Origin of the sequence: Streptomyces sp. NPDC006512 (genome assembly GCF_040611935.1) — a bacterium.
GTDB lineage: Bacteria > Actinomycetota > Actinomycetes > Streptomycetales > Streptomycetaceae > Streptomyces.
Map to the genome: position 1 here is coordinate 21180 of NZ_JBEXPG010000068.1, position 19890 is coordinate 41069.

The 19890-nt window shown below is 75.2% G+C and carries 13 protein-coding genes and 1 riboswitch; of the genes, 1 reads left to right on the plus strand and 12 read right to left on the minus strand.

Annotation, left to right across the window (positions count from 1 at the left end):
• Positions 1-128: 128 nt before the first annotated feature.
• Positions 129-1532, plus strand: a complete 1404-nt coding sequence (locus ABZZ17_RS33590) for a hypothetical protein (protein ID WP_356881917.1) — start codon at positions 129-131, stop codon at positions 1530-1532.
• A gap of 6 nt (positions 1533-1538) precedes the next feature.
• Here ABZZ17_RS33590 and ABZZ17_RS33595 read toward each other — a convergent pair whose 3' ends face one another.
• The 12 genes from ABZZ17_RS33595 to ABZZ17_RS33650 all read right to left on the minus strand — a co-directional run bounded on the left by ABZZ17_RS33595 (position 1539) and on the right by ABZZ17_RS33650 (position 19869).
• Complete coding sequence (locus ABZZ17_RS33595; protein WP_356881919.1) at positions 1539-2471, minus strand: trypsin-like peptidase domain-containing protein; 933 nt, start codon at positions 2469-2471, stop codon at positions 1539-1541.
• A 132-nt stretch (positions 2472-2603) separates the two neighbouring features.
• Entirely contained in the window at positions 2604-3095 is a 492-nt protein-coding gene (locus tag ABZZ17_RS33600; protein WP_356881921.1) for a DUF4430 domain-containing protein, read from the minus strand.
• Between the two features lie 62 nt (positions 3096-3157).
• Positions 3158-3248, minus strand: a riboswitch (cobalamin riboswitch).
• Positions 3249-3302: 54 nt separating this feature from the next.
• Positions 3303-5639 carry an immune inhibitor A domain-containing protein gene (locus ABZZ17_RS33605; RefSeq protein ID WP_356881923.1) on the minus strand — a complete coding sequence of 779 codons (2337 nt, stop codon included), beginning with the start codon at positions 5637-5639 and terminating at the stop codon, positions 3303-3305.
• 141 nt (positions 5640-5780) lie between these two features.
• Positions 5781-6491, minus strand: coding sequence for a 4'-phosphopantetheinyl transferase superfamily protein (locus ABZZ17_RS33610; RefSeq protein ID WP_356881925.1), 711 nt, complete (start codon positions 6489-6491; stop codon positions 5781-5783).
• Between the two features lie 10 nt (positions 6492-6501).
• Complete coding sequence (locus ABZZ17_RS33615; RefSeq protein ID WP_356881927.1) at positions 6502-7773, minus strand: MFS transporter; 1272 nt, start codon at positions 7771-7773, stop codon at positions 6502-6504.
• A gap of 55 nt (positions 7774-7828) precedes the next feature.
• The gene (locus tag ABZZ17_RS33620) at positions 7829-8122 is read right to left on the minus strand and encodes a hypothetical protein (RefSeq protein ID WP_356881930.1); all 294 of its coding nucleotides are present in this window, start codon (positions 8120-8122) and stop codon (positions 7829-7831) included.
• On the minus strand, positions 8119-9414 hold the full coding sequence (locus ABZZ17_RS33625) for a glutamate synthase-related protein (RefSeq protein ID WP_356881932.1): 1296 nt from the start codon (positions 9412-9414) through the stop codon (positions 8119-8121). The genes ABZZ17_RS33620 and ABZZ17_RS33625 overlap by 4 nt, the downstream gene beginning before the upstream one ends.
• The gene (locus ABZZ17_RS33630) at positions 9411-10394 is read right to left on the minus strand and encodes an asparagine synthetase A (RefSeq protein WP_356881934.1); all 984 of its coding nucleotides are present in this window, start codon (positions 10392-10394) and stop codon (positions 9411-9413) included. The genes ABZZ17_RS33625 and ABZZ17_RS33630 overlap by 4 nt, the downstream gene beginning before the upstream one ends.
• A gap of 104 nt (positions 10395-10498) precedes the next feature.
• The gene (locus ABZZ17_RS33635; RefSeq protein WP_356881937.1) at positions 10499-11884 is read right to left on the minus strand and encodes a methylaspartate mutase; all 1386 of its coding nucleotides are present in this window, start codon (positions 11882-11884) and stop codon (positions 10499-10501) included.
• Positions 11881-12309: a cobalamin-dependent protein gene (locus ABZZ17_RS33640; protein WP_356881952.1), complete on the minus strand. Its 429-nt coding sequence runs from the start codon at positions 12307-12309 to the stop codon at positions 11881-11883. Before ABZZ17_RS33640 ends, ABZZ17_RS33635 begins: the two co-directional genes overlap by 4 nt.
• Before the next feature lie 190 nt (positions 12310-12499).
• Positions 12500-12706: an MbtH family protein gene (locus ABZZ17_RS33645; RefSeq protein ID WP_356881938.1), complete on the minus strand. Its 207-nt coding sequence runs from the start codon at positions 12704-12706 to the stop codon at positions 12500-12502.
• Positions 12703-19869: an amino acid adenylation domain-containing protein gene (locus tag ABZZ17_RS33650; protein ID WP_356881940.1), complete on the minus strand. Its 7167-nt coding sequence runs from the start codon at positions 19867-19869 to the stop codon at positions 12703-12705. Before ABZZ17_RS33650 ends, ABZZ17_RS33645 begins: the two co-directional genes overlap by 4 nt.
• Between the last annotated feature and the right edge of the window lie 21 nt (positions 19870-19890).

Below are 19890 nucleotides of genomic sequence, written 5' to 3' on the forward strand. Positions count from 1 at the left end.
CGGTTCCACCGCACGCGCGTCGGGGCCCCGCGGACCCGTCCGAGCGCCCCTGGGCGCCCCCCGGACGCCTCCGGGCGCCCCGGGGCGGGGCCTGACCGCGCCGCCGGGACCGCCCGACAATCGGGAGCATGGACGACACTCCGGACAACCACCCAGAAGCCCGGGACGACCACGCGGTGGTCCTGGGGGCCGGTCTCGCCGGGCTGCTGGCGGCGCGGGTGCTCGCGGAGCGGTTCCCCCGGGTCACCGTGGTCGAACGGGACGAACTCCCCAAGGAGGGGCCGCGGTTCCGCCCCGGGCTGCCGCAGTCCCGGCACGCGCACGTGCTCTGGTCGCGGGGCGTCGACGTGATGGAGCGGCTGCTGCCCGGCCTCACCGCCGAACTGACGGCGGGCGGCGCCGCCCTGCTGGAATCGCCCCGGGACTTCCTGTGGCTGAGCCCGGCCGACTGGTTCCGTCCCGTACCCGGCGCCCCCGTCCTGCTGGGCAGCCGCGAGCTCATCGACTGGTGCGTGCGGCGGGCCGTACTGCGCGACGTGCGGATCAGGGTCCTGGACGGCCGTGCGGCCAGCGGTCTGCTCGCCGGGGAGGACGGCCGCTCGGTGGCCGGGGTGACCCTGCGCGGCGGCGAACCGCTGGCCGCCCGGCTCGTCGTCGACGCCACCGGCCGCACCTCCAAGGCCCCCGCCTGGCTGGCCGCCCTCGGCTACCCCTGCCCGGCCGTCACCCGCTACGACTCGCACCTCGGCTACTCCAGCCGCCTCTACGCCGCCCCGCCTGACCCGGCCCGCCGCTGGCACGGGATGTACGTCCAGGGCCGCCCGGACCTTCCGCGCGGCGGGGTGCTCGTGCCACTGGAAGGGGGCCGCTGGCTGGTGACCCTCATCGGGAACGGCGCGCACGCCCCCTCCACCAAGGACGAGGAGTTCCTCGGCTTCGCGCGGAGCCTGCGCAGCCCCGCCCTCCACGACGCCATCAGCGGGGCGACGCCCCTGTCGGACCCCGCCGGATTCCGGGGCACCGCCAACGAACGGCGCCACTACGAGCGCATGGACCGCTGGCCCGAGGGCTTCCTGGTGCTCGGTGACGCGGCCTGCCGCTTCAACCCGGTCTACGGGCACGGGATGACCGTCGCCGCCCTCGCGGCGCAGGCCCTGGACGGAGCGCTCGCCGGACTGGACTCCGAGCGGATCCCGGGCGCCGCCCGCCGCGTCCAGCGTGTCACCGCGGCCGAGGCGTCCATCGCCTGGCAGATCGCCACCAGCGAGGACATGCGCTACCCGCAGACCGAGGGCCCGCCGCCCGACCGCGCCACCAGGATCCTCCAGCGCTACATGTCCCGCGTGATGGTCGGCGCCAACACCGATCCGGCGCTGTCCGCCCGCTTCTTCGGGGTGCTTTCGCTGTCCGCCCCGCCCAACACCCTGCTCAGTCCCGGGACGATGGTCCGGGTCCTGTCGAAGTGGCGGCTGCCGACCTCCCCGACGGCCCCCGCCTACCCGCCCCACCAGCCGCCGCCGGACCCCGCGTAGACCGGGTCATCCGGCCGGGGCCGCGGCAGCGCGCTCGTACAGGGCGCGGGCGTCCTCGCCGAGGTAACTGCTGTACGAGGTCACCTCGTCCCCGCCGCCGTCGCGGCCGCCGATCACCCCGATCAGGGTCCGGTCCCCGGTCAGGACGGGGCCGCCGCTGGTCCCGTTGGGCACGTCCGCGCAGTCCAGCCGCAGCTGCGCCGGCCCGGCGGACACGGCCGTGTTGGCGCACCCGAGCGGTTCCTCCGCGTCGTTCGGGTAGCCCACCAGGCGGGCCGGGGCGGGCAGCCGGGGCCCGAAGCCGGCCGTCAGCGCCCCGGTGACCTCCTCCAGCCGCGCCCCGGGCTCCCCCGCGCGGCGCACCCGCAGGAAGGCCACGTCGTGGTCCGGGTCGGCGGACCGTACCCAGCGCGGGTCCACCTCGACGCGGGTCGGCACCCAGACGCCGTAGGGGGCCGCGCCGTCCCGGTAGCCGGGCACGAACACGAGGTTGGTGCGGAAACCGCCCTGGTGCACGCAATGGGCGGCGGTGACGATCAGGTCCCCGCCGGGGGAGTGGACCACGGACGCGGAGCAGTGGTGGTCGCCGTCCCAGTCGAGGCCGGGCGAGAAGAGCGCCCCGATCGCCGGCTCGGCGGCCACCGGCCGGGCCTCCAGCGGCTCCGAGGGCCGCCACGCGGCGGCCGGGTCCTGCCCGGTCGCCGCGAGCGCCCGCGCCGGCGGAGCCTCCGCGCGCAGGGCCTCCCGTACGTCCGCGCCCGCCCGGTCCGCGAGCCCGGGATCCTGCATGTAGCTGCCGCGCTCCGGGTCGCCGTCGGCGACGGGCCCGAGCAGCGCGCGCAACTCGCCCCGGTAGGCGAGCCCGCAGGCCACCAGGACGCAGCAGACGCCGGCCAGCAGGAGGACCCGTACGGTCCGTCGCTCCACCTTGCCCGGCATCAGGCACTCCCGCCCTCGATGATCGTCCGCCGCACCGTCCGACGGGCGCAAAGGCGACACGGGTTCCCGAATCGGAACGTGTCCGTGCTCACAGCCGCCCCCGCCCAACCGGCCGGATCCGGCGGGGACGGTCTAGAACGAGGTCCAGGTGAAGGCGACCTTGTCGCCCGTTCTGATCTTGAACTGGCAGCCGCCGACCGGGGTGGGGGTGCCGTTGACGGAGATGCTCCAGTAGGCGGAGCCGCCGCCGGAGACGTTCTTCACCGTGTCCACGGAAAAGTCGTCGAAGGACGGGTACCAGGCGCCGTCCCAGGTGAACCCGTGCACGCGCGCCGCGTCGTCGAGGGCGGCGGTCGGGGTGGGCACCGCGGTCGCCTGCTGGCCGCCGTTGGTGCCGTCGCACTTGTGGGTGCCGCCGGTGGCGGTGGTCACCTCGTGGCCCTTCGTGATGACCAGGCCCTTGAACAGCCGGCCTTCCGGACCCTGGACGGTGAGCTGGACCAGGACCGGCGTGTTGGTGCGCGGGGCCGTGGTGTGCGCGACCGCCGGGGAGGCGGCGCCGAGGGCCAGGCCGAGGGCCGCGGCCGTGACGGCGGTGCGGCGGACGAGCATGCTGCTGCGCATGGGGAAGTGCCTTTCTTCGCGCTGTAGTCCATGACAGGGGAAGGGATGCGGCGTCGCGCGGCAGGTGCTCCGACTCGCGGCCCGCCACCCCGCGAGGGGATGACGGGCCGCACACGGTTGCAGGTCAGCGCCGGATTCCCACCGGCTTCCCCTGGACGCGCACGCATTCAGTTGTCTGTGCACGGTCACTATAGGGGCGGCGTGTGGTCAACGGGACGGGCTCACCTGCAAGGTGACCCGCGCCCCTCCCGAGGTCTCCTTCAGTACCTCGATCCGCGTACCGGTGTCCGGGACCTTCACCCCGACCTGGGGCAGGTCCGCGTTCCAGTACGCTCCGTGCCGGTCGTCGAAGACCGGCACGCCCGGACAGGAGGGCACCACCAGCGGAACCCCCGCCTTGTGGAGGACGATCCGCGCGCTCGCCCGCGTCGAGAACGGCGCGTCGAACGTCTGGGCGCGGGCGTTCAGCAGGGTGCCGTCCTTGAACCGCAGCGGATCCGGCCGCGCGTCCACCGGCAGCAACAGGCCGCCACCCGGGTGGGCCTTGGTGGTGTTGTCGCTGTAGGCGGTGTCCCACAGCCAGATCAGCACGCCCTCCTGGTACGGGTAGAACTCCACCTTGTCGCCGGAGTGGCCGAAGTTGTACGGCCCCGATGCGAGCAGGCTGCCGTAGCCCGTGTACCGGCGGTTCTCGGCGAAGTAGGCGCGCGGGTGCTCCGCGATGCCCGTACGGCCCTCCGTACGCGACCACTTGAGCGCCGTCCAGCCGTTCGCTCCCTGTTCGGCGCCGTCGCGCAGGAGTTCCCGCCCGCCGTCCGCCGTGATCCGGATGTCGTCGAAGGTGACTCCGCGGCCGTGCGTGTTGGAGTCCGAGGTGACGCGCAGCCGCAGCTGTACCGTGCGGCCCGCGAAGGCGTCGAGGGGGACGGAGAGTTCGGTCCACCCGGGCGAGGTCCCGGAGATCCCCTTGTCCGGGACGGGCGCGCCGTCCACCGTGCCGCCCAACGCCGTCCAGTGGGAGCCGCCGTCCGTGGAGGCCTCCACCGTCAGGAAGTCGAAGTCCTGCTCGATGTCGTACCAGAGCCGCGAGGACAGCCGGGTGGACCCGGCGGGCACCTCGACCGTGCGGGTCAGGGTGTTGTCCATGAAGTCGCCCGTACCGCTCCACCACTGGCTCGCACCCTCGTACGGGTCCGTCAGCCCGGTCCGGGTCACCGACGGCGGCAGGTGCACCAACAGCGCCTGCGGATCCGTGGTGTTGTAGCCCGAGACGCCCAGCACGGCCCGCGTCCGGCGGCCCGCGTCGGCCTCCGTGTACTCCAGCCAGCCCAGCTGGAGCTTGCTCCACGGGTCGAGGTCCCCGGGGAACTCCCCGGTGGAGCCAGCGCCCTTGCCGAGGTAGGAGGCCGAGGACATCAGCGACCAGAAGTTGACGCTGTTGTCCCCGTCCGAGCTGTACAGGTCCGGCAGCCCCAGATCGTGCCCGAACTCGTGCGCGAACAGTCCGGCCCCGCTGTTCTCGCCGCCCGTCAGGTAGTCACCGGCCCAGATCCCGGTGTCCCCGACCGGGGTGCCGCCCGCCTTGTTGCCCTCCGGGCCGGCGCTGCCCGCCTGGTTCCAGTACGTGAACCAGCGGTGCGCCCAGACGGCGTCCTTGCCCTGCGCACCGCCGCCCCAGGTCTGGTCCTTGCCCGCGTGGACGACGACCAGGTGGTCGAGGTAGCCGTCGGGTTCGTCGAACTCGCCGTCGTGGTCGGCGTCGTAGCGGTCCCACACGTCGTACTCGGCGAGCTGCGCCTTGATCTGCGCGGGCGTACGGCCCTTCGCGCGCTCGGCGGCGTACCAGGCGTCGGTGGCGTCGCGGATCATGTCCCAGTTGGTGCGGCACTGGCCGGGTTCGGAGCAGTTGTCCGTACCGTAACGGGCTTCGTTCCAGGGCAGTTTGACCCAGTCCGAGACGGTGCCGTCCAGGTCGTAGCGGCCGGAGGACTGGAGCCGGTAGTAGGCCCGCATGCCGGCCGACTGCGGATCGGTGGAGAAGAACTGCCGCTGGTAGAAGGACCGGTCGAAGTTCTTGCGCCACAGGGTGTGGTTGTCGTCCGCGGGCGGCTTGGGGATGGTGTTGTGGCGCGGGCCGGGGGTGCCGCCGAAGCGCGGCTTGCCCTCGAACTCGGTGGTCGTGTCCACCTGGTCGCCGAACTCGGCGAGGATGACGAAGACCTTGTCCTTGCGTTCCCGGGCCAGTTCGACGTACCGGTTCCCGACCTTGGCCGTACGGGGGAGGGTGCCGTCCGCCTCGGCCCGCAGTCCGGCGGCCGGGGCGGAGCCGCCGGAGGGGCCGGCCGCGATGCCTTCGAGGGCCTGGCGGCGCAGTGCCTGGCGTTGCAGTTCGAGAGGGGCGGGCGGCGGGGCGGCGGCGTGCTCGGCCCGGGGCCCGTCGGCCGCGGCCGGGGCGCGTGGCGGCGGGGCGGCCAGGGCGGGGGTGGACAGGAGGGCGAGGCCGGCGAGGGATATCGCCGCTCCCGCCGCGACAAGTCTGCGCAACGGAGTTGACCTTTCGGGGAGTTCGGGGAAATCGGGGAGTCCGGCAGTGCGAGGCCGAAGCCCGGAGCGCAGGTAATATTTCACATGTGACAGGTCACGGATAGGGGTGGGGCCGGCCGGTCCGAGCCGAGCGGCGTGCGATCAGCGGCGCAGGGCCACCGCCGCGTAGTGCCCCTCCGGTACCCGTACGTCCGTCAGGGACCAGCCGGGCGGCCCGGCCGGGACCGGACCCGAACCCACGTAGTCCGCCGCCGGGTCCTCCGACAGGCCCACCCCCAGCCCCTTGAGGTAGGCCTCCTTGCGCGTCCACACCCGGGTGAAGGCCAGGGACCGCTCCGCGGCCGGGAGCGCGGCGAGCTCCGCCGCCTCCCTCGGGTGCAGCACGTCGGCCGTCTCCGCGATCACGCCCGGGGCCACGAGTTCCTCCACGTCCACCCCGACGGGGGCGTCCGCGAAGGCCAGCAGGCTGAGTCCGGTGCAGTGCGACAGCGAGAAGTGCAGTGCGCCGCCCGGCAGTACGGGCCGCCCGTGCGGCTCGTCGCAGTGCGCGCACGGCGCCCGCTCTATGGTCACCTCGCGCGGTCCCAGGCCCAGGTAGGCGCCGAGCAGCCGGCGCAGGGCGACGTGCGCGCAGACGTAGCCGTCCCGGTCGGCGGCCCGCACGAACTCGGCGGCCCGCGCGAGTTCCTGGGCGTCCAGCGTCCCGGGAGCGTGCCGGGCCGCGTGCCCGCGGTAGGCGCTGGTGTCCACGAGCCACAGCTGCGGACTCGCGGGCACCACCACGGCCCGGGCGGGGCCGGGACCGGTCAGCCGCCGCGGAACGAGCGTCCCGCCGAGGGCGGTCGCAGCCATGGCGTCCCCCTCACACCGAGGCCGTGACGGCCGGTTCCACCGCGGCCGGCTCCTCGCCGTGCACGGGGTGGCGCAGGGCCAGCACCGCCGCGACCGGGGAGACGAACGCGATGGCCCCGCACACCAGCCAGGTCGTCTGGATGCCGAGGACCAGCGAAAGGGAGCTGAAGACGGCGATGGAGATCGGGGCGGTTCCGATCCCGGCGAGCGAGAGGGTGGACATCGCGGCGCCCATCCGGTCCTCCGGGGCGGACTGCTGGTAGAGGGTCACGATCGCCGGGCCGTTGAGACCCGACAGCAGGCCGACGCCGGCCGCGACGACCGTGAGCGACAGCACCGACGGCATCAGCGCCATCACCACGATCCCGGCGGCGAGCCCGGCCCCGGTCACGACGAGCCGTACGAACATCGGGATGCGGTGCGCGAGCGCCGCGCCGAGCGCGCTGGAGCCCAGGGCGCCCACGCTGAACGCCGCGAGGACGACACCGACCGCGCCCACGCCCCAGCCGCGCTCGGAGACCAGCAGCGGCAGGGCCACCTCGGCCGGCCAGCTGAACGCCAGGTCGAGGCAGAGGGCGGCGACGAACATCCAGCGCAGCCGCGGGTGCCGGGCCAGCAACCGGAACCCGTCCCCGGACCGCTTGACCAGCGAGACCCCGGGCTCCGGCTCGGGGCGGACGAACCCGTGGGTGACGTGCAGCAGGCACCCCAGCCAGACCGCGCCGGTGACCGCGCCGGCCAGCAGGGCCACCCACAGCTCCCCGACGGTGATCAGGAAGGCGCCGGCGGGGGCACCCAGGATGGGGGCCACGCGGAGCACCATGGCGTACAGGGAGTTGGCGCGGGCCAACTGGTCGCCCCGGGCGAACATGGGCAGCAGGACGCCCGACGCCGGTCCGGCCAGCCCCAGCAGGACCCCCTCGACCAGGGCGATCACCACCAGGGGCCACAGCTGCTGGGTGCCGGCCGTGACCACGGCCCCGACGGCCAGCAGCACCACCCGGGCCGCGGTGGTGCGCAACAGGACGAAGCGCGGGCCGAGGGTGTCGGCGACGGCCCCGCCGAAGATCAGCATGAGGGCGCGGGGCACGGTCGCGGCGAGCATCAGCAGGGTGACGGCGCGGGTCCCGCCGATTTCGACGGCCGTCCAGTTCATGGCGATCAGCAGGGCGAAGCTGCCGAGCTGGACGGCGGCCTGGCCGCCGACGAGGGAGCCGACCCGGCCCCACTGGACCCGCTCGGGGGCGGGGGGCCGGACGGGCTGCGGTACGGGGGTGTCCATGGAGCACCTTTTCTGAGAGGCGGGGTCAGGGCGGGGTGGGGCGGGGCGGGAGCGGTCAGGGCCGGGGCCTGGCCGCCAGGGCGCGGGTCACGGCGCGGCGGGCGGCGCGGGTCAGGTCGGCGGCCCGGGGCGCCCGGCCGGGCGTACGCAGCTCCAGGTGCCCGCCGAGGTGGCCGAGCCCGGCTTCGGCGAGGGCCCGGCGGGCGGCGGGGCCCGCCACCCGCCCGGCCGGCCCGGACCGCACGGTGACGCCGGGGAGTTCCCCGAACCGGAACCGGGCCCGTACGGGGCCGCCGCGCCGGCCGGGTGCGACGGCGGAGGCCCGGGCGCGGGCCGGCCGCGCGCTCACGCCGGTTCTCCGACCGGGAGCGGGGCCGCCGGGGCGGGTTCGCCGGGCGACCACAGGTCCTGCGGGGTCAGGTCGGCGGGCCGGTACTGGCCGACGGCGCTGATCAGCAGCCGGGCCTCCAGCGCGAGGGCCTCGACCAGCCGGACCAGCCCCGCCCGCGGATCCTCGTCCACGGCGAGCAGGGCGGCCCGGCCCAGACCCACCGCGGTCGCCCCCAGGGCCAGGGCCCGCACCGCGCGGCCGCCCTCCCACATGCGGCCCGAGGCCAGCAGGGCCGCGCCCGGCGGGCGTTCGATGCGCCGCAGGCACTCCCCGAGCGGCAGACCGGCCCCGTCCAGGAACACCCGCGGCGCCCAGCCGGTGCCGCCCTCGGCGCCGTCGACGGTGACCGCGTCGGCGCCCGCCGCCCAGGCCGTCGCGGCGGCGCGGGCGACGTCCCGCCCCGGGTGGAACTTCACCCAGGTCCGGGCCAGCGGGAAGTTGTTCCGCATGAACCGCAGCTGCTGGCGCAGGATCTCCTCGGTGAAGGTCCCCGGGGTCGCGCACCGCAGCTGCCGCCCGGCGGGCTCGCCCAGCAGGTCCCGTACGGCGAACCGGCCGGCCAGCCGCTCGGCTTCGGCCGCGCCGACCACCGTCATGCCGCCGAGCCCGGGCTTCGCGCCCTGGCCGGTCTTCAGCTCGAAGCCGAGCCGCCCGGAGTCCCGCAGGGCGCGGGAGCCCGGGTCGCTGTAGAGCAGGTTCCACACCTCGGAGTCGGCGTCCTCGGTGGACTGCTGCACCACCACCCCGCCGACCCCGTCCGCGAGGTCCTCCGCGTACGCCGCCACCCGCTCCAGCAGCGCCGACCGGCTGCCGTAGCCGTGCACCGGCACCATGTTCTCGCCGATCACCAGCGGAATGCCGAGCCGCGCGGCCTGCCGGGCGGCTGCCGTGCCGAGGTCCCCGCTGCCGGCCCGGGTGGAGCCGAACGCCGAGAGGTAGAGGGGGAGTTCGGAGGCGAAGCCGCCGACCGGGGTGCGCAGGTCCACGTCCTCGTACGAGGGCTCCCGGCCCAGGTCGATCAGCTTCTCCAGCCGCCTCGGCATGAACACCGGCGGGGCCAGGCGCAGCGCGTCCAGCCAGTCCCCGGCGCCCGGTCCGCCCGGTCCGCCGGGTCCGCCCGGTTCGGGGGCGGCGCCGAACAGCCGCGTCCCGTACCCGTCGGCGGCGGGGAACACCTCGGCCGTCCCCGAGCGCGCCCGGGCCCGTACGGCCTCCTCCGGGAACCCGGCCGCATCCAGTGCGCCGCTCACGGGGCGATCACCCCCGGCAGCTTCGGGTAGGCGCTGACCTGCCACAGGGCGTCCAGCCCGGTCAGGAAGCGAACGAGGCGCTGGAGGCCCATCCCGAAGCCGGCGCTGGCCTCGATGCCCTCGCGGGCCAGCTCCAGGTACCAGGCGTACTTGGCCGGGTTCTCCCCGCTCTCCCGCATCCGGGTCACGATCGCCGCGTAGTCGCTCTCCCGCTCGCTGCCGCTGACCAGTTCGCCGTACCCGCCGTGCGCGATCAGGTCGAAGTTCCGCAGGACCCCGGGCCGTTCGGGGTCCTCCCGGTCGTAGAACCCGCGCGATCCCTTCGGGTAGTCGTTGACGAAGAACGGCCGGTCGGCCTCCAGGGACAGCACCCGTTCGCCCGCCCAGTCGATCTCCGCGTCCGGGCTCTGGCCGTGGCCCCGGCCCAGCAGCCGCGCCACCGCCTCCGCGTGGGTCAGGGAGTCGAACTTGCCCTGTCGGAGCTCGGCGAACTCCAGCTCGTCGCGCCCGAGTTCGCGCAGCACCTGGGGAACCGCCGACCAGACGTGTTCCACCACGTGCGTCAGCAGCCCGGCCGCGACCTCCTGCGCGTCACGGCGGGTCCCGCCCGCCAGCTCCACGTCGATCTGGTGGAACTCCACCAGGTGCCGGCCCGTGGCCGCCGTCTCCGGCGGCTCCACCCGGACGTTCGGAGCGATGTAGAACAGCCGGGGGAAGCCCTTCAGCGAGGCCTGCTTGTAGAGGATCGCGCTGGTCATCAGCTTGTACGGCTGCCCGTAGTAGTCCACGTCGAGCGCCTTCGCGCCGCGCCCGCCCGGATCGGTGACGGGGCCGATCAGCGGCGGCAGCAACTCCACGAAGTCCTCGCCGCGCAGGAACTCCCGCGCCGCGTACAGCACTTCCTGCTGCACCAGCATCGCGGAACGCAGCTGCGGGGAACGCAGGTGCTCACCGAGCGGGGGAGGGGTCCGAAGCTCCATGTCGACTCCTGTCGGTCTGTGGGTGGTCGGCCGGCCGGTCAGCCGGTCGTTCGGTCGTGTGCCGTGCGGGCCGCGGGCCCGAGGCGCGGCCCGGTGGGGACCGTTCACCGCGCGCCGTCGCCTCCGCCCGGCGCGCCGTACGCGTCGTAGCGCCGGGACACCCCGTGCAGGGCGGCGAGCAGCCCGTCCGAGGTCAGGGCCGCCGCCCGGCCGGCACCGGACGCCCGCGCGCCCGCCGCCGGGAAGGACACGGCCGGCATGGCGCCGGTCTCGGACCAGCGCAGCCGGCCGTCCGCGTCGACGAAGCTCCGCGAGCGGCCCGCGTTGTCGGGGTGCAGGCAGTACGGAACGTCCAGGACGCCCCGCGCGAACGCGGCCCGCAGCGCCCGTCCGAGGTCCTCGTCGAGCTCCAGTACCGCCTCCACGAACGCCCGGGCCTCCCGGTACACCTCGCTGTCGGCCCCGTCCCGCTCCGCCCCGCCCGGACCGGCGGGAGAGGGGGCGTCCGGGCGTTCGCACAGGGCGGCCGCCGCCGCGGCCGTCTCCAGCGCCCGTACGTTCTCCAGCACCGTCGGGATCCGGTGCGCCTCGGCGGCCGTCTTCACGATCAGCCGCTGCGCCCCGGACCGTACGGCCAGGCGCGCCGAGGCCTCCAGCAGCCGGGTGGCGCCCCGCGCGGTGTGCGGGAACACCCCCATGTACGTGTAGAGCACCACGTGCCGGTCCACCGCGGCGGGCAGGAACTCCCCGGCCAGCCGGCGCAGCGCCCGTACGGCCTCCGCGTCCTGAGCGGGGTCGGTCTGCTGGGCGTAGCTGAGGGAGACGCTGCGGATGCCGTGGCGGACGAAGAACATGCCCTCCAGCAGGCTCAGCGCCACCAGCAGCCCGGGCGGGCAGAGCTGGCCGAGCATGCAGCCGCCGAAGCTCTCCAGGTGCGGTGTCCGGGGCGCGGGTACGAGCGAGGCCAGCAGTTCGCAGCAGCGGGCCCAGTTCTCCACGGACTCGGCGAGCGGGGTGCGTCCGTAGGGCAGGCAGTACGAGACCGGTCCGCCCTCGGTGGCGTCGAGCCCGGCGGCGGCCAGGGCCCGCAGGATCGCCTCGGGCCGGGAGGAGCCGTGCCGGACCTGTACGGGGAAGCCCGGGCCGGCGACCCCGTCCAGCAGGGAGCGGGTGAGCGCGGCGGGATGGGTGGCGATCGGGTAGCCGTTGAGGGCGGTGCCCTCGGCCACCGCGGCGCGGGCGGCGGCCGTGTCGCCGACGCGGGTGTAGCTGTCGATGGTGAGGGTGCCGACGGTGGTGGCGACGGCGGCCTTGGTGCGCTCCAGTCCGGCCCGCATCCGGCGCGGGTCGCCGAACCCCATCCGGGGCTGGACGACGAGCCGTCCGGCGGCGGCGGCGCGGGCCACGAAGCCCCCGAAGGAGGTGTCGGGTTCCGGGCCGCCCGGCTCCCGCTGCACCCCGGGGACCAGCAGGGCGGCGCCGCCGGTCATGCCACGGCCCGCGAGGCGGACCGGCCGGCGGCGAGCGCCGTGAGGTAGTCCCGCAGGGCGGCCACGTTCCCGTCGTCGAAGACGGCGTCGCATCCGGCGTCGAGGAGCCGGGCGCGCTGCTCGGGGTCGGCCACCCCGGCGACGCCCAGCTTGCCGCCGATGACGACGGGCAGGGTCAGGCCGGCCCGGCGCACGGACCGGACGGCGCCGAGCCCGTCACGGTAGCCGTGGCCGTTGACGCTGCTGATGACCACGAGGTCCGGCCGGGCCGGGCCCTCGGCCGCGCAGGCCCCGGTGAGCAGGTCGTCCGGTACGCACGGCCCCAGGTTGTGGACCCGGTGCCCGAGCTCCTCCAGGAAGAGCTGGAGGTAGACGAGGTTCCAGGTGTGGGAATCCGATGCCGTGCCGCTCAGCAGGATGTCCATATTCCGTCGTCGCATGCCGAGAAATATAGAAAGCGGCGGACCGCCCGAGGGGAAGTTGCGGCGGCAGTATCAGGGAATTAGGGCTGTCCCGGAATGTGAAAAACAGGGAAACACGGAAACGAGAAGGCCGTGCCCCGCGGTGCGGGGCACGGCCTTCTCCAGAGGCGCCGGCGGCTTTCCGGAATTCCGGTCAGGAGTACTGGGCGACCAGGCTCCGGGGCCGGATGTCGGTCCAGTGCGCCTCCACGTACGCGAGCGCGTCCGCCCGCGTCCCCTCGCCCCACACCACGTCCCAGCCGCCCGGGACCTTCGCGAACACCGGCCACAGGGCGTGCTGCCCCTCGGCGTTGACCACGACGCGGAAGGTGCCCTCGGTGTCGTCGAAAGGATTGGTCATGACAGACTCCTCAATTTCTCGGAAAGGATACGGCCGATCATCGCGAGCGGTTCCGGCTCGCCCATTCTGGTGTGCGGAACACCGATGAGGTGGTTTTCCACCCGGCCTTCCACGTACGGAATCCAGTGTCGGGCCAGGGTGTTCTCCGTTTCCCCGTCCTCCAGCGCCGCCAGGAACAGCAGATCCGTGGCGACCGGGCGCGGGGCGTACAGGTTCATGATTTCGGCGTGGTCGATCGAGGCGCCGATCACCGACCGGATCTCGGCGTCGGAGAACGCGCCGAGCACCGGGTCCTTCAGCCGGACCAGCCCGATCAGCGCGTCCACGTCGAACGGGGCGTCCTCGGGGCCGTCCAGGGCGTCGCCGACGAGCATGTCCCGTTTCTGGGCGGGCGTCATCCGGCGCCGCTCGGGCTCCGTCGGCAGCAGGTGCACGTCCATCATGGCCAGCAGTTCGGTGCGTTCGCCGAGCTCGGCGAGCCGGACCGCCAGCGCGTGGGCCACGGTGCCGCCGAAGGACCAGCCGAGGAAGCGGTACGGGCCGTGCGGCTGGACCCCGCGGATCAGCGGGAGGTAGTCCTCGACCATCTCCTCCACCGTCTCCGGGGAGTGCCCGAGCTCGCTCAGTGCCCGCGCCTGGATCGCGTACAGCGGCTGGTCCGGCCCGAGGTGGCGGGCCAGCCCGGCGTACGGCCAGCCGACGCCCGTCCCCGGATGCAGGCAGAACAACGGCCGCTGCGCACCCCGGGTGCCGAGCGGCAGCAGCACCCCCATCGGGTCGAAGCCGGTGGGTTCGTCGCCCAGCAGGCCGGCCACCGTCGGGGTCCGGAACAGGTCGCGCACCCCGGCCTCCAGGCCGAGCACGGTCCGCATCCGGCTGACCAGGCGCACCCCCAGCAGCGAATGACCGCCCAGGGCGAAGAAGTTGTCGTCGATGCCGACCCGCTCCAGGCCCAGCACCTCGGCGAACAGCGAGCACAGCACCTCCTCGCGCGGGGTGCGGGCCGCCCGCCCGCCGCCCCGTGCGGCGGGCGCGGGCGCCGGCAGGGCCGCCCGGTCGGGCTTGCCGTTGACGGTGAGCGGGATCGCGTCGAGCAGTACCGCCGCGGAGGGCACCATGTGCTCGGGGAGTTCGTCCGCCGCCCAGCGCAGCAGCCCGGACCCGGTCAGGGTGTGCCCGGCGCGCGGCACGGCGTACGCGACGAGCCGTTTGCCGCCGGGGCCGTCCTCGCGGACGGTGACGGCGACCTGCCCGACGCCCGCGTGCCGGGCGAGGGTCTCCTCGATCTCGCCGGGCTCGATCCGGAAGCCGCGCAGTTTCACCTGGCCGTCGGCCCGCCCGATGAACCGGAGTTCACCGTCGGGCGTCCAGTGCGCGAGGTCGCCCGTGCGGTACATGCGGCTGCCGTCCGCCGCGAACGGGTCCGGCAGGAACCGTTCGGCCGTCAGGCCCGGCCGGCCGAGGTAGCCGCGCGCCACCTGGGTGCCGGACAGGTACAGCTCGCCGGGCACCCCGACGGGCACCGGGCGCAGCCGCCGGTCCAGGACGTGGGCGCGGGTGTTGTCGAGGGCCGCGCCCAGGTACACGCCGCGGACCTCCCGTTCGGTGAGCGGGAAGCGCTGCTGGTGCGAGGCGAAGGTGGTCTCCGTCGGCCCGTACGAGTGGACGAGCACCGTGTCGGGGCAGTGGTCCAGCACCCGCTGGAGCGCGCTGGGGGAGGCCACGTCCCCGCCGGTCCACACCTCGTCGAGGAGCTTGAGGGTGTCCAGGCCCTCGTCGGCCATGATGTGGAACAGGCCCATGGTGAAGTACGCGGCGCTGACCTCGTGGGTGCGGATCGCGTGGTCCAGCTCCGCGACGTCGGTGCCGTCCCCGGGAGCGATCACCAGCTGGCCGCCGTTCAGCAGCGGCACCCACAGTTCGTAGGTGGAGGCGTCGAAGCCGATCGCCGAATGGACCAGCATCCGACGGTGGTTGGCCAGGTCCCAGCAGCGGTCGGTGACCAGGTCCACCACGTTGCGGTGCGTGACGCCGACGCCCTTGGGGCGGCCCGTGGAGCCGGAGGTGAACATCACGTACATCAGGGAGTCCTCGCCGACGACGACGCCCGGATCGGTCACCGGATAGCCCGGCACCGGAGTGTCCACCGACAACACCCGCACACCGGCGTCGAGTTGTGCGCGGACCGCGGGCAGCTCCGCCTGGGCCTCGCCCACGAGCAGCACCCGCGCACCCACGTCCTCCATGATCATGCCGACGCGGGCCTCCGGCAGCCGCGGATCCAGCGGCACGTACGCCGCCCCGCACTTGAGCACCGCCAGCGCCGCCACCAGCAGGTACGGGGTGCGCTCCAGCAGCAGCCCCACCGCCGCCTCCCGGCCCACACCCGCCTCGATCAGCCGGTGCGCCAGCGCGTTGGCCCGCGCGTCCAGCTCGGCGTAGGACAGGGTCTCCTCGCCGTAGGAGACGGCGGTCCGCCGCGGCGTACGGCCGGCCTGGACCGCGAACCTCTCGTGCGCCAGCCCACGGACGGCCCGAGGCGCGGCCGTGTCGTTGTACCGGACGACCAGCCGGTGCTCCTCCTCGTCCGACAGGAGCCGCACGTCCCCGATCCGCTGCCCGGGATCGTCCGCCACGGCCCGCAGCGTCCGCGCCACGTGCGCGGCCAGCACGGCCGCCGTGGCCCCGTCGTACAGGTCCGTCGCGTACTCCAGTACGCCCTCCAGCCCGCCCGGAGCGCCGCCCGGCGTCCCGTCGGGATCGCGCAGCTCGTGCAGGGAGAGCGTGAGGTCGAACTTGGTGAACCCGGAGTCCGTGCCCACCGCCGACCCGGCCAGCGCCGACGGGCGCGGCGCCGCGGTCTCGGCGGGATGGACCTGCACGACCGCCTGGACCAGGGGGTGGTGGGCGGTGGACCGCACCGGGTTCAGCTGCTCCACGACCAGGTCGAACGGCAGCTCCTGGTGGGCGTAGGCGGCGTGGGCGGTGTCCCGGACCCGGCCGAGCAGCTCGGTGAACGTCGGATCGCCGGAGGTGTCGCAGCGCAGCGCGAGGGTGTTGACGAAGAAGCCGACCAGGTCGTTCAGGGCCTCGTCGTCACGGCCCGCGACGACGGTGCCCAGCGGCAGGTCGGTGCCGGCGCCGTGCCGGGTGAGGGTGGCCGCGAAGGCCGCCTGCACCACCGTGAACAGGGTGGTCCCGTGCTCCAGGGCCAGGCGCTCCAGCCGGGCGTGCGTGGCGGCGTCCACGGCCAGGGGGGTCGCGGCGCCCCGGTGGGAGGCCTCGGCGGGCCGGGTCCGGGCGCCGGTGAGTTCCAGGACGGGCGGGGCGTCGGCAAGGGCCTCCTTCCAGAACGCGACGTGCCCGGCGGCGGCCCCGCCGTCCAGTACGGCCCGCTCCCACAGGGTGTAGTCGGCGTACTGGACGGGCAGCGGCTCCCAGTCGGGCGCGGTTCCGGCCAGCCGGGCCTCGTAGGCGGCGGCCAGGTCCGCGAGCAGGGGGCCGGCGGACCAGCCGTCCGCGGCGATGTGGTGGACCAGCACGACGAGCGCCCGCTCCGCCCCGCAGGTGATCAGCGCGGCCCGGAAGGGCAGTTCGGCGGCGAGGTCGAAGACGTGCCCGGCGGCCTCGCCGACCGCTGCCGCCAGTGCGCCCTCCGGCGCGGTCACCCGCTCCAGGACCGGCCGTACCTCCTCCAGCACCCGCTGGTACGGCTGCCCCTCCACCGCCGGGTACACGGTGCGCAGCACCTCGTGCCGCTCCGCGACGTCGGCCAGCGCCGCACCCAGCGCCCCCGGGTCCAGGGGCCGGTCCGGGCGCAGCACGAACGGAATGTTGTAGGAGGGGCCGGGCCCCTCCAGCTGGTCCACGAACCACAGCCGGCGCTGCGCGTACGACAGCGGGATCCGCTCCGGGCGCAGTCCGGGCGGTACGGCGGCCAGCGCGGGCCGCCCGGGGAGCGGCGGCGGGACGTGGCCGGTCTCCGCGTCTGGGCCGGTCCGCGCGCCCCGCCCGGCTCGCGCGGCCTGCCCGCCCTGCCCGGCCTGCGCGGCTTCCACGCCCTCCGCGTCGGGCCCGGCCGGCGCCTCGCCGAAGAGCCGGAGCGCGAGACCGGCGGGCGTCGGGTCCAGGAACAGGTCCCGGATCCGCGCCTCGACCCCGAGGGTGGCCCGGATCCGGTTCACCAGGCGGATGCCCATCATCGAATGGCCGCCCTCCGAGAAGAAGTTGGCGTCCGGAGCCACCGGCCCGTCGAGACCGATCACCTCCCCGAACAGGGCGCACAGCAGCTGCTCGGCGGGGGAGTCCGAGGCCGTGACCCCGCCCGCCTCCGGGTCCGGCCGCTCGCGGAGCCCGGCGAGGCGCCGGGCCTCGTCGGCGGTGAGCAGCGGGCGGGCGCCCGGCCGGGCCCCGGGGTCGGCGGCCGCCCGCGCGAGGGCCCGTACGAACAGGTCGAGCAGCAGCTGCGCGGTCTCCGGCTCGAACAGGTCCACCGCGTACTGCCACCACACCTCCAGCCCGCCGTCCGCGAGCTCCACGCAGGAGGCGCTGAGGTCGAACTTGGCCACCTCCAGGCCCGGTTCGGCGAACTCTCCCGACAGCGGACCGCCGTCCGGGGGCCGGGAGCCGGCCGCTTCCCCGGCGGTCAGCATCACCTGGAAGAACGGGTTCACGGCCAGCGCCCGCTCCGGCCGCAGGTGCTCCACCAGCAGGTCGAACGGCAGCTCCTGGTGCGCGTACGCCGCCAGGTCCGTCTCCCGCGCCCGGTCCACGAGCTCCGCGTACGAGGCGTCGCCCGAGACGTCGGTGCGCAGGACCAGGGTGTTGACGAAGAACCCGACCAGGTCGTTCAGGGCCTCGTCGGCCCGGCCGGCCACCGGGGTGCCGATGGGGACGTCCGTCCCGGCGCCGGCCGCCGCCAGGGCGAGCGCCAGGGCGGGCTGGACCACCATGAGCAGGCTGGCGCCCCGCTCCTCGGCCAGCGCGGCGAGCCGGCGGTGCGCGTCCGGGTCCAGGCGGGCGACGAGCGTCGCGCCCGCGCCGCTGGGCTCGGCGGGCCGGGGGCGGTCCGTCGGCAGGTCCAGTACGCCCGGCATGCCGGCCAGGGCGGTCCGCCAGTGCTCCACCAGCGCGTCGGGCCGCTCCAGCAGTTCCCGCTGCCACAGGGTGTAGTCGGCGTACTGCACCGGCAGCGGCTCCCAGCCGGGTGCGGACCCCGCCAGCCTCGACGCGTACGCCCGGGCCAGATCGCGCAGCAGCGGCCCCACCGACCAGCCGTCGGTCGCGATGTGATGGGTCAGCAGCACCAGTGTCGCCGAACCGTCACCCGGCACGAACAGCGCTGCTCGCAGCGGGAGTTGGTTGGCCGGGTCGAAGGGCGACGCCGTGAACCGGGCCACCAGCGCGGCCACCGCCTCCGGGGCGCACTCCCGGACGGCCGGCTCCACGGGCGGCGCGGCCAGCACGTGCTGGTAGGGCTCGGAGTCCACGGCCGGATACACCGTGCGCAGCACCTCGTGCCGCTCCACGACGTCCGCGAGGGCCGCGGCCAGTGCGCCCCGGTCCGGGACGGCGTCCAGGCGCAGCACGACCGGCAGGTTGTAGGTGGCCGAAGGGCCCTCCAGCGAGGCCAGGAACCAGAGCCGCCGCTGGGCGTACGACAGCGGCACGCGCTCCCCGGCGGGCAGCGGCACCCCGTCGAACACCACGGGTGCGGAGGGGAGTCCGCCGTCGGGGGCGGCCCGCAGCGACCTGCGGTCGATCTTCCCGGAGGAGGTCCGGGGCAGCGCCTCCACCAGCGTCACCGAGCCCGGTACGGCCGCCGCCGGGAGCCGCTCCCGCACCCGGGCGCGGAGCTCCGGCGCCTCCACCCCGGCGTCGGCGACCACGTACGCGGCCAGCAGCCGCACCCCGTCCGCCGTCTCCCGGGCCACCACGGCCGCCTCGCGCACCCCGGGGTGCGCGGTCAGCACCGACTCCACGGACGCCGGGTCCACCCGGTGCCCGTTGATCTTCACCTCGTCGTCGGCCCGCCCCCGGAACCCGAGCTGTCCGTCCGGCCGTACGTGGACCAGGTCACCGGTGCGGTACGCGCGCTCCGTGCCCAGCGCCGTGAACCGGGCGGAGGTCAGCTCGGGCCGGCCGAGGTACCCGTCGGCGAGGGCGCCGCCCAGCAGCCACAGCTCCCCGTCCACCACGGCCGCCCGCACCCCGGGCAGCGGTACGCCGATCGGCACCGGGCCGCCCGCGTACCGGGACAGGTCGGCGACGGTCGCCACGACGGTGGCCTCGGTCGGCCCGTAGGTGTTCAGCAGCCGCACCCGCCCGGGGTCCACCACCGCGCACCACTGCGCGACCCGCTCGGGCAGCGCGGCCTCACCGCCGATGACCACCGTACGGATGCCGGCGGGCAGTTCGGCGGTCCCGGAGGCGAGGGCGTGCGCCAGCTCGTGCCAGTACGCGGTCGGCAGGTCGAGGACCGTCACCCCGTGCGCGGCGCAGCCGGCCAGGAGTCCGGGGACGTCGAGCATGTCCTCGTCGCGCAGTACGAGGGTCGCGCCGGAGCCGAGCGCCAGGAAGACCTCCTCGACGCTCGCGTCGAAGTGCAGCGGGGCGAACTGGAGCACCCGGTCCCCGGGGGTGATCCCGTACCGGACCGCCGCCCCCGCCACGAAGTGGGCCAGGGCCCCGTGCCCGACGACCACGCCGTTCGGGGTGCCCGTCGAACCGGAGGTGTAGATCACGTAGCCGGTGCCCTCGGGGGCGGCCGCACCGGGGACGAGGAACTCCCCGTCCGCCAGGGGGACTTCACGGCCGGCGCAGTCGGCGAGGATCGCCGCGTTCCGGGCGGCCGGCGCCCCGGGGTCGAGGGGAAGGTAGGCGGCGCCGGTCCGCAGCGCGGCCAGCAGCCCCACGACCGCGTCGACGCCCCGCGGCCGGTGCACGGCGACCAGCCGCCCCGGACCGGCGCCGCCGGCCGTCAGCTCGTCGGCGCGCACGGCCACCGCCAGGGCCAGCTGCCCGTAAGTCATCCGGCGCTCGCCGTGCACCAGCGCGGTCCGCTCGGCGTCCTGGGCGGCGATCCGGTCGAGCACGCCGGGTGCCGGACTGATCGCCGGGCCGCCGTCCAGGACGGCGGAGGCGGTGGGGGCGGTCGAGGGCATCGCGGGGCCTCCAGGCGAGGG